Raw genomic sequence first — 10,760 nt, forward strand, 5'->3', positions numbered from 1 at the left:
GCAGTCGCGAGTCTCGACGGCTCGGACGCGAGACAAAAGGGGGCCGCGAACACGCCGCGCCGCAGGCGCGGCAAATCAAACAGAGCCTAGTTCGCGTCCAGCAGGTCGATCACGAAGACCAGGGTCTTGCCCGAGAGGTGGTGGCCAGCACCGGCCGGGCCGTAAGCCAGCTCCGGCGGAATGGTCAGCTGGCGGCGGCCGCCGACCTTCATGCCCGGGATGCCGTCCTGCCAGCCCTGGATCAGGCCGCGCAGCGGGAAGCTGATGGACTCGCCGCGCTTCCAGGACGAGTCGAACTCCTCGCCGCTGTCGAACTCCACACCGACGTAGTGCACCTCGACGACGCCACCCGGCACCGCTTCCTTACCCTCACCGATGGTGAGGTCCTTGATCACCAGCTCGGTGGGCGCGGGGCCCTCCTGGAATTCGATCTCCGGCTTGGTCATTCGGCTATCCCCTCTGATAGGTGACGGTGGATTGGACGGAAAAACTAACGCCCGTTGATCTCGTGGTAGTCACGGTGACCGTAACCGGTGTAGATCTGACGCGGGCGGCCGATCTTCAACGGCTCGCGGTGCATTTCGCGCCAGTGCGCGATCCAGCCCGGCAGTCGGCCCATCGCGAACAGCACGGTGAACATGCGGGTCGGGAAGCCCATGGCCTTGTAGATGACGCCGGTGTAGAAGTCGACGTTCGGGTACAGCTGACGCGAGATGAAGTACTCGTCGGTGAGCGCGGCCTCTTCGAGAGACTTTGCGATATCGAACAATTCGTCATCGCCGCCGAGCTTGGACAGGATGGCGTCGGCGTGCTTCTTGGCGATCGAGGCACGCGGGTCGTAGTTGCGGTAGACGCGGTGCCCGAAGCCCATGAGCTTCACGCCGTCTTCCTTGTTCTTGACCTTGCGGATGAATTCCTTGACATTGCCGCCCTCGGCCTTGATGCCGTCCAGCATCTCCAGCACGGCCTGGTTGGCGCCGCCGTGCAGCGGGCCCCACAGCGCATTGATACCGCCGGAGACGGAGGTGAACAGGTTGGCGTCCGAGGAGCCGACCAAGCGCACGGTCGAGGTGGAGCAGTTCTGCTCGTGATCGGCGTGCAGGATGAGCAGCATGTCGAGGGCGGCAGCGATCTCCGGATCGACCTCGTAGGGTTCGGCCGGGAAGCCGAAGGTCATCCGCAGGAAGTTCTCCACCAGGCTCAGCGAGTTGTCCGGGTAGAGGAAGGGCTGGCCGACCGACTTCTTGTACGAGTAGGCCGCGATGGTGGGCAGCTTGGCCAATAGTCGGATGGTCGATAGCTCGACCTGTTCGGGATCGCGCGGGTCCAGCGAATCCTGGTAGTACGCCGAGAGCGCGTTCACCGCGGAGGACAGCACCGGCATCGGGTGCGCGTTGCGCGGGAAGCCGTCGAAGAACCGCTTGAGATCCTCGTGCAGCAGGGTGTGGCGGCGGATCCGGTCGGTGAACTCGTCCAACTGCGCCTGGGTCGGCAGCTCGCCGTAGATCAGCAGGTAGCTGACCTCGATGAAGTTCGAGGACTCCGCGAGCTGGTCGATCGGATAGCCGCGGTAACGCAGGATGCCCGCTTCGCCGTCGATGTAGGTGATCGCCGACTTGGTCGGCGCGGTGTTCATGAATCCGGGGTCGTACGTCACATACCCGGTGCTGGCCAGCATTTTGCCGAGGTCGATGCCGTCATTGCCTTCGTTGGCTTCGGCGATCGTCATGGCGTATTCGCCGCCGGGGTAACTCAACACCGGCTTGGCGTCGTTGATGTGGTCTTTTTCGGGCACAGAAGGATCCCTCTCAGGCTAGGACCGTCGGCATCGGGGTGCGGTCGGCACGGCGGTGCTCTCACGTAGACGCTAGTCGCTGCTCGCACGGCCCGAGAACGAGGGTGCCCAGCGACCGACCTCACAAACACCTTCGCGTCACGTGAGGTTTATCGCGTTAACTCGACACCGGCACCGACGACGACCTGGCGATCCGATATCGCACGAATGCCGGAAATGCCAGTGCCGCCAGCACTACACCGATAACCACCAGCACACCGCCGCCCGCCGCGGCGACCGCGGTACCCAGGCCGGCCGCGGCAAAACCGTGGGCAACATCACCGATGCGCGGGCCGCCTGCGACGATCACGATGAACACGCCCTGCAACCGCCCGCGCATCTCATCGGTGGTGACGGTCTGCAACATGGCGACGCGCAGTGCGGCCGAGACCATATCTACTGCACCGCCGAAGGCCGAGCAGGCCAGCGCGATCCACAGTCCCGGCCCGATGCCGAGGCCGTGGCCGGTCAGTCCGACGGCCAGCCCGAAGCCGACCATGGCCAGACCCCACAGCGCGATACAGACCACCACCGCCAGCCCCTGGCGGCGCACATGCGCGATCCAGCCGGAGAACACCCCGCCCAGTACCGCGCCGACCGACATGGACGCGAACAGCAGGCCGAGCGCGACGCCGCCGGTGGTCGGGTCCCCGAAGGTCTCGCGCGCGATCTGCGGGAACAGCGCGCGCGGCATGCCGAAGACCATGGCGATCACATCGACGATGAAGGAGGCGAGCAGGATGCGCTGCGTCGCCAGATAGGCGAAACCGTCCAGCACCGTGCGGAATCCGGCCTTGCGCGCGGTTCCGGTTGGTGCGATGGCCGGCAGCTTCCACACCGCCCAGACGGTGGCGAGCAGCGCGACGGCGTCGATCAGATACAGGGTGGACAGCCCGAGGACAGGGATCAGCACACCCGCGAGCACCGGTCCGGCAATGGCGCCGATCTGCTGCACGGTCATGCTGAGCGCGCTGGCGGCAGCCAGGTGTTCGACGGGGAGCAGCCGCGGGATGGCGGCGCTGCGGGTCGGCTGGTTCACCGCGAACAGCGCCTGCTGCGCGGCGAAAAGCCCCAGCACGATCCACACATTGTCGAATCCGGCCGCGGCTTGAGCCCAGAAGGCCAGCGCGGTCACGCCGGTGCCGCAGTTGGTGATGAGCATCAGCTTGCGCCGGTCCATCACGTCGGCGAGCGCACCGCCCCACAGACCGAACACGATCAGCGGTATCAGGCCGAACAACCCGGCCAGCCCGACATAGCCCGAGCTGCCGGTGATCTGGAAGATCTGCTGCGGAACCGCCACCACGGACAGCTGCGAACCGATCACGGTGACGATATTGCTGGTCCACAACCGTCGGAAATCGGGATAGCGCAGCGGGGTGGTGTCGGCGAGCAGTTTCACCGACCGCAGCGTAACGAGTCGGTCAGCGGCCCAACAACGTTGGGGGCCCGACAGTCGGTCAGCGGCCCAACAACGTTGGGGGCCCGACAGTCGAGCATCGCGCAGCGATTCGTTGAGGGGTGGCGGCCGGGTGACGGGTGGGCGCATCGCGCAGCGATTCGATGAGGGGCGGCGGCCGGACGACGGGTCGGCCACTGTCGCGCAGCGATTCGATGAGGGGCGGCGGCCGGACGTCGGGTCGGCCTGGTCAGGGTTGTAGTCGGTCGACGATCATGGCGTCACCGCTGATGCGCACCCGGATCCGGTTGTGCAGCCGACCCCGACGACCTTGCCAGAACTCCACTTCATCGGGCCGGATCAGGTAGCCGCCCCAATGCGGCGGCAGCGGGATCTCGTCGACATCGGCGAAGCGGGCGGTGGCCTCGGCCAGCGTGCGGTCGAGTTCGGCGCGCGAGGCGATCGGCCGGGACTGCCGCGAGGCCCAAGCGCTCAACTGCGAATCGCGCGGCCGGGAACGCCAGTAGACGGAGGTGGTCTCGGGCGAGACCAGCTCGACCGGCCCGCGCACATGGACCTGGCGGCCGAGCGCGGGCCAGACGAAGGTCGCGGCGGCGAACGGAACACCTGCCAGTTGGTTGCCCTTGGCCGAGTCGTAATTCGTGTAAAAAGTCACACCCTCCGGCGAGAGGCCTTTACACAGCACCGTCCTGGCAACCGGGCGCGGACCGGCATCGGTCAGCGCGACGGTGGCGACGACCATGGCATTGGGCTCGGGGATGCCGACGGCGGTGGCCTGTTCGATCCAATGCCGCAACAGCGGCTCCCAGCCCCCGGCCAGCCAGGTTTCGTCCAGATCGGTGTCCTCGCCGCTGCCGAAGGGCATGCCGCCGTAGTCGACTCGCATGGCGGCCAGATCGGACGCCGGGAGCAGGGTCGGATCGGTCACGGTCGTCTCCTGATCGATGGATGAATTGTCCAGGTCACGCATGGGGCAGACGTTACTCTGCGGTAGCAAGGAGCTAAGGTTTTGTTGATCGGCATGTGCTCGGCGAGCCACACCCTCATCGGCGAGAACAGGCCTTTTCGAGCGATCGGCGTGCCGTCGCTCGCGACCTTTTCGAGCGACCGGCAAGCAGTCGCTACGGAATGCGAACCGAAGTGCAAGGAGAGTCACAACATGACTACCAGCCCCGCGGTGCCCAGCGGGCACACCGCCGTACCCCCCGACTTCATCAGCGGCCTGGAAGGCGTGGTCGCCTTCACCACCGATATCGCCGAACCCGACAAAGACGGCGGCGCGCTGCGCTACCGCGGCGTCGATATCGAAGACCTGGTCGGCTCGCAGGTGACCTTCGGCGACGTGTGGGCGCTACTGGTGGACGGCGAATTCGGTCGCGGTCTACCACCAGCCGAACCGTTCCCGCTGCCGGTGCACACCGGTGACGTGCGCGTCGACGTACAGGCCGGACTGGCCATGCTCGCCCCGATCTGGGGCTATCAGCCGCTGCTCGATATCGATGACGAGACCGCGCGGGAGAATCTGGCGCGCGCCTCGGTGATGGCGCTGTCCTACGTCGCGCAGTCCGCGCGCGGCATCTACCAGCCCGCGGTGCCGCAGAAGAAGATCGACGAGTGCACCACGGTGACCGAGCGGTTCATGACCCGCTGGAAGGGCGATCCGGACCCGCGGCACACCGAGGCCATCGACGCCTACTGGGTTTCCGCCGCCGAACACGGCATGAACGCCTCCACCTTCACCGCCCGCGTCATCGCCTCCACCGGTGCCGATGTGGCCGCATCGCTGTCCGGTGCGATCGGCGCGATGTCCGGCCCGCTGCACGGCGGCGCACCGGCGCGGGTGCTGCCGATGATCGAGGCCGTCGAAAAGTCCGGTGACGCACGCGCTTTGGTCAAGGGCATCCTGGACCGCAAGGAAAAGCTGATGGGCTTCGGCCACCGGGTCTACCGGGCCGAGGATCCGCGCGCCCGCGTGCTGCGCGCCACCGCCAAGCGCCTCGGTGCCCCGCGCTTCGAGGTCGCCCGCGCGCTGGAGCAGGCCGCACTGGCCGAACTGCGCGAGCGTCGCCCGGACCGCGCCATCGAGACAAATGTCGAGTTCTGGGCCGCGGTCATCCTGGACTTCGCCGAGGTCCCCGCGCATATGATGCCCGCGATGTTCACCTGTGGCCGCACCGCCGGTTGGTGTGCCCACATCCTCGAGCAGAAGCAGCTGGGCAAGCTGGTCCGCCCGGCCGCCATCTACACCGGCCCCGGCCCGCGCCGGCCGCAGGAAGTCGCCGGCTGGACCAGCATCGCGCACGTGTAGTACGCCCTAGCGGGTGGTAATCGGACACCGTGGTGGGATCTATTGCCCACCACGGTGTCCGGCTATTTGCACCGGTAGCATCCTGGAGACGGTTGTGAGAGAGAGCTAACGGGGAATGCTGGATAGGAATATGTCGCGGCGGCGGCTGATCGGGTTCGGTACTGCGGCCGCGGCATTCGTCGCCGGATGTAGTACCGACAATGGCAAGACCACCGACGCGCAACCGAGAACTACGACCGCCGCGAACGCTGTTGATGTGCAGGCCATGCCGAAGGCCCAGCAGCAGGCGCCCGCCGCCAACTCGCCCGCAGCGGTGGCCGCCCGACACGCGGGTGCGCAGCCGCAGCAGTGGGGCATGAAGATGGACGGCATCACCAGCACTTTTGCCGCAACCGGCAAGCAAATGGCGGTGACCTTCGACGCATGCGGCGGGCCCGACAATAACGATATCGACGAGGCACTGCTGAATCTGCTGATCTCCCAGCAGATTCCGGCCACGCTATTCCTCAATAAGCGCTGGATCGATGCGAATCCGGGGCGGGCCGCGCAACTGGCGGCGAACCCGCTGTTCGAGCTGGCCAATCACGGTGTGGCGCACAAGCCGCTCTCGGTGACCGGCCGGGCCGCCTATGACATCGCGGGCACCGGATCGCCGCAGGAGGCGGTCGACGAGGTCTGGGCCAATCACGAACGACTCACCAACCTGCTGGGCAAACCACCGCGCTTCTTCCGCGCGGGTACCGCGCACTATGACGATGTCGCGGTGTCGATCGTGAACGAGCTCGGCGAACGGCCCGTCGGTTTCAGCATCAACGCCGACTATGGCGCGACCGCGAGCGCGGCACAGGTCCAGAGCGCGATGAAAGCCGCGGAACCGGGTGCGATCTCGCTGGCGCATATGCACCGGCCGAACTCCGGGACGGCCGCCGGGATGACCACGGCGCTGCCCGCACTGCGTGCGGCGGGGTTCACCTTTGTCCATCTGTGAACACGAATATTACGGAATGGACTGGACGCCCCAGGGATCGCGGCAATAACGCGCAACCCTCGGCGGCGAGCCAGTATGGTACCGATGCTGACTGCTATCCCGAGGTCAGCCGACCGCCTGCCGGTCGCTCATAGACAAACCTGCCCGACAAGTTCGGGCGCAGCACAATGGTGAGACGGATCACGGCTGCTCACTGGGCATTTCGCCGAGCGCGAGGTGACCTGATCGGGCCGATCCGAGCGGAAGGCGGTAGGTAGGGTGGCGCAGGGAATATTCGCGCACACTCGGTGGCGGCACCTGGAGCAATGGCGGGTGCGCTGGAAAGTCGGCGCGGCCGTTGCGCTTCCGCTGGCCGCGGCCATTCTGCTCGGCGGCCTGCGCCTGACGGTCTTCTTCAATGACTACTCCCAATACGCCGATGCCGCTGATCGGATCTCCGATATTCCGGCGATCACCGCACTCGAATCCGCGGCCTCGACCGTCGCGGGCGGGCAGGTTTACGGCACCACCACCGACCAGGACCTGGTCGAATTGTCAACGGCTATTACCGAAGCCACCCTGCGCGCCAAGCGCAGGGGCCTCGATGCGACGGTCGCCAGGGCGCTGCAGCAGATGACCGCAACGAGTGAAGTCATCCGCTCGGGCGGTAAGGGCGGCGGCGATCCGGTCAAGGCCGTCGAATTGAACAACGCGATCGTCGTCGATGCCATCGGCACCGTGGACAAGTTGCTCACCCCGATCCGCGTCGGCTCGGTCGTGGTCGCGAAGGCACAGCTCTCCGATGTGCTCGTCGGCAAGGTCGAGGGTTTCAACTGGCTGATGGCGGCGATGCAGGCAATCCAGCAGCCGACCGAGGCCGAGGGTTTCCATACTGCGCAGGGGCGATTCCTGGCCACCACCGATGCGATCGAGCAGGCCGTGCCCGCGGCCAAGCCCGACCTCGATCGGGTGGTGCGTCCCAACAACGCCGTGCTCAAGGACATGATCGAGACCGGGATCCACACCCACATCGTGGACCTGGTCGAACTGCGGCGGCTCGCCATCGAATCCCGCGATGTCTACACCGGACTCACCGGCGAGATCGTGCAGGGCGTCATCAGCGATGTCGACAACAAGGTGACGGCGGCCCAGTCCGCGGCCCTACGGGCCTCACTCGTGGTGCTCGTCACGGTGGTCGCGGCGCTCGGTTTTGCGCTGCTGGTTGCGCACTCGCTGCTGCAGCCGCTGCGCAGGCTGCGGGCGGGCGCGAGCGAACTCGCCGAACAGGATCTGCCCAGCGAGGTCGAGCGGATCATGCTCGGCGCCCAGCTCGAAGACATCACGGTCAAACCGGTGCCGGTGCACACCGGTGAGGAGATCGGCGAAATCGCCCGCACCGTGGATGGTTTGCACACGCAGGCACTCAAACTCGCCGCCCAGCAGCAACTGCTGCGCGATCAGGTCAACGACATGTTCGAGACCATGGCGCGGCGCAGCCAGACCCTGGTGGATCGCCAGCTCAGTATGATCGAGGCGCTGGAATTCGAGGAGAAGGATCCCGAACGGCTCGGACAGCTGTTCCGGCTCGACCACCTGGCCGCCCGCATGCGGCGCAATAGCGCCAACCTGCTGGTGCTGGCCGGGACGCGGTCGCGCCACGATCGGTCCGGACCGGTCGAGGTGCGCGATATTCTGCGCGCCGCGGTCTCCGAGGTCGAGGACTATCAGCGGGTCAAATCCGGTGCCACACCCGATGGTTGGGTCGCTGGCATCGCGGCCACCGATGTGGTGCACCTGATCGCGGAGATGCTGGAGAACGCGCTGCGCGCCTCACCACCCGATAGTGATGTCACGTTCTCCTACAGCCGGACCTCCGAGGGCGGCCTGCTGATCGAGGTCATCGACGAGGGCATCGGCATCGTGGCGGCCGAGCTGAACGAGATCAACGAGCGGCTGGCGACGCCGGCTGCGGTCACCGTCGCGACGACCCGGCAGATGGGCATGTTCGTGGTCGGCAAGCTCGCCGAGCGCCATGGCATCACGGTTCGACTACGGCGTTCCCACGATCGAGCGCTGAGCCCGGGAATCACCGCGAGCCTGCACATTCCGCCCGCGCTCATCGACGTGCCGTCCCAGGATCCAAATGATCCGGCGACTCTGAAGCCGGTGATTCCGGTACATCGCGATGCGCTGGGTACCGCGGCGACGGCCACGGCCGAGTCGGCCGCAAAAGTCACGCCCGCGGTCGAGGTCATTGTGCCCGCGAAGGCGGTCACCCCCGCGGCCAAGGCCGCACCCACGGCCCGGCGGATCGGCGCGCCACCGTCGGCCCTGTCCAAGCCAGCGGAGCCCGCGCCCGCCGCACCCGCCGCACCGCCGGTGATCACCAGTTATGGCCTGCCGAAACGGGTTCCGGGTGTCAATCGCAAGGGGCGCCGGAAGGCAGGTGCAGCCGCTGGCGCAGCCAAGACTTCCGATGCAACCGCAGCGACCACATCGGCCCCGGCTACCTCGACACCGGCCAGCGCGACACCGCCCGCCGCTACGCCGTCGTCCGCGAGCGAGCCCGATTCGGGTCCACCGACCGGGCCCCAGCGCGTGGCCAAGACATCATCGTTCTTCCAGACCGCGCCTACCGAATCCACACCATCCGGGGCGAATGGGGATGCGGCAGAGTCCATCCGATCCACACCGGACGGGGAATCGGCGCAGGATACCGGTGGTGAAACGACGCCGATATTCGCCGGGATGATGTCGAAGTGGTTGGCGGATCCGACTACAGGGGAGTTACCGGTGTTGACGAATTGGCATTCGGCGGCGGATGAAGGCTGGTCTGCCGCACAGCGGGCGGCGGATGCGCAGATCACGGAAAGGACGACCTCCGGACTACCGAAACGAGACCCTGGAAATCAGTTGGTGCCCGGTGGGGCCGAATCAGGGGCGGGGACAACGGATTCGGCGGCGGGCCCACGACGGAACCCGGAATCGATCCGTGCAGGATTGAACAGCTATCAGCGGGGGGTACGTGACGGAAGAGCCACTGGTAAGTTGAAACCCTTTGCAGCCGAGGATGTTCGATGACCGCACCTGAGCAAGAAGCCCCCGCCGCGTCCCGCGCTGTCTCGGCGAAGATCGTGATAGCCGGAGAAATGGGGGTCGGCAAGACGACCCTGGTGGGCGCGGTATCGGATATCGTGCCGCTGAAGACCGAGGCGCTGATGACCCAGCTCAGCTCCGAGGTCGACGACACCTCCGCGGTCCCGGATAAGCAGACCACCACGGTGGCCATGGATTTCGGCCGGATCACCCTGTCCGAGGATCTGGTGCTCTACCTGTTCGGCACCCCTGGCCAGCATCGGTTCTGGTTCATGTGGGATGACCTCAGCCTCGGCGCGATCGGCGCCATCCTGCTGGTCGATACCCGTCGGGTGGACGAAAGCTTCGCCGCGGTCGACTATTTCGAGGAACTCGGTCTACCGTTCCTGGTCGCGGTGAACGAATTCGAGGGCGCCCCGAAATTCCCCGAGGAGGCCATCCGCGACGCGCTGTCGCTATCCGACGACGTCCCGGTCATGATGATCGACGCCAGAGACCGGGAGTCCGCCAAAACCGCCCTGATCGCACTCACCGGCCACGCCTTGGCCCGGGTCAAGGCGAAGAGCTAGTGATCGAATGGGCGGCTGTGCCGAGCCGCCCATTCGACAGCTAGTCCTCGCCGAGGGAGGCGAGCCAGTCGACCGCGACGGATTCGCCGCGGTCGACGGTGAAGAAGGCGACCTCGAGGTGCTGGCCCAGATCAACGAGACCGAGGGCGGCCAGTGGGACCGGCTGGATCAGGCGCACGCGCCACGGTTTCGCCTCATCCCAGGCATGCAGTTCCAGGTCCAGGCGCAGCACCGGATCGTCGCGACCGGCGTAATCGGCAGCCACCGGTGCGGCGGCCAGTACAGTGGCATCGGCGCGGCGGCCGTCGGCGAGGATCTTGGCAATGCTGGCCCGGCCGGTCTCCTCGATATCGGGCACATAGAGCACAAGCCGGTCGCGGTCGCCCGGATCGACCCGGCAATTGATCACATCCCCGGGCTGCATCCACTCCAGATCTTCTGGGCGCATCCGCTGCCGGACCCGGGTTTCGTACGGCAGCGCGCCTTCCACCTGCACGCGGACCCAGAAAACGTGTCCTGGTTCGCTGCGCTGGGGCCGCACACCGAGAATCGTCGCCGACCCGGCG

9 protein-coding genes are annotated in these 10,760 nt (G+C 66.6%); 4 read left to right on the forward strand and 5 right to left on the reverse strand.

Translation table 11 applies throughout. The features are described 5' to 3' along the window. Nucleotides 1-86: 86 nt before the first annotated feature. The 4 genes from ABZW16_RS40795 to pdxH all read right to left on the reverse strand — a co-directional run bounded on the left by ABZW16_RS40795 (nt 87) and on the right by pdxH (nt 4,224). Complete coding sequence (locus ABZW16_RS40795) at nt 87-446, reverse strand: FKBP-type peptidyl-prolyl cis-trans isomerase (protein ID WP_354961512.1); 360 nt, start codon at nt 444-446, stop codon at nt 87-89. Between the two features lie 44 nt (nt 447-490). Next, nucleotides 491-1,795, reverse strand: a complete 1,305-nt coding sequence (locus ABZW16_RS40800; protein ID WP_354961513.1) for a citrate synthase — start codon at nt 1,793-1,795, stop codon at nt 491-493. Between the two features lie 157 nt (nt 1,796-1,952). After that, on the reverse strand, nt 1,953-3,236 hold the full coding sequence (locus ABZW16_RS40805; RefSeq protein ID WP_354961514.1) for an MFS transporter: 1,284 nt from the start codon (nt 3,234-3,236) through the stop codon (nt 1,953-1,955). A gap of 247 nt (nt 3,237-3,483) precedes the next feature. Further along, nucleotides 3,484-4,224: a pyridoxamine 5'-phosphate oxidase gene (gene pdxH, locus ABZW16_RS40810; RefSeq protein ID WP_354961515.1), complete on the reverse strand. Its 741-nt coding sequence runs from the start codon at nt 4,222-4,224 to the stop codon at nt 3,484-3,486. A gap of 189 nt (nt 4,225-4,413) precedes the next feature. On the opposite strand from pdxH, the gene ABZW16_RS40815 reads away from it, so the two are divergent. The 4 genes from ABZW16_RS40815 (at nt 4,414) to ABZW16_RS40830 (ending at nt 10,194) form a co-directional block, all read left to right on the forward strand. After that, nucleotides 4,414-5,562 carry a citrate synthase 2 gene (locus ABZW16_RS40815; RefSeq protein ID WP_354961516.1) on the forward strand — a complete coding sequence of 383 codons (1,149 nt, stop codon included), beginning with the start codon at nt 4,414-4,416 and terminating at the stop codon, nt 5,560-5,562. Between the two features lie 130 nt (nt 5,563-5,692). Continuing rightward, nucleotides 5,693-6,550, forward strand: a complete 858-nt coding sequence (locus ABZW16_RS40820) for a polysaccharide deacetylase family protein (protein ID WP_354961517.1) — start codon at nt 5,693-5,695, stop codon at nt 6,548-6,550. A gap of 258 nt (nt 6,551-6,808) precedes the next feature. Next, nucleotides 6,809-9,610, forward strand: coding sequence for an ATP-binding protein (locus ABZW16_RS40825; RefSeq protein WP_354961518.1), 2,802 nt, complete (start codon nt 6,809-6,811; stop codon nt 9,608-9,610). Continuing rightward, nucleotides 9,607-10,194 carry an ATP/GTP-binding protein gene (locus ABZW16_RS40830; protein ID WP_354961519.1) on the forward strand — a complete coding sequence of 196 codons (588 nt, stop codon included), beginning with the start codon at nt 9,607-9,609 and terminating at the stop codon, nt 10,192-10,194. The genes ABZW16_RS40825 and ABZW16_RS40830 overlap by 4 nt, the downstream gene beginning before the upstream one ends. Nucleotides 10,195-10,234: 40 nt before the next feature. On the opposite strand, the gene ABZW16_RS40835 is transcribed toward ABZW16_RS40830, so the two are convergent. Further along, the coding region (locus ABZW16_RS40835; protein WP_354961520.1) for a hypothetical protein at nt 10,235-10,760 on the reverse strand (526 nt) is incomplete at its 5' end.

Origin of the sequence: Nocardia sp. NPDC004604, assembly GCF_040609795.1 — a bacterium.
Lineage (GTDB): Bacteria > Actinomycetota > Actinomycetes > Mycobacteriales > Mycobacteriaceae > Nocardia.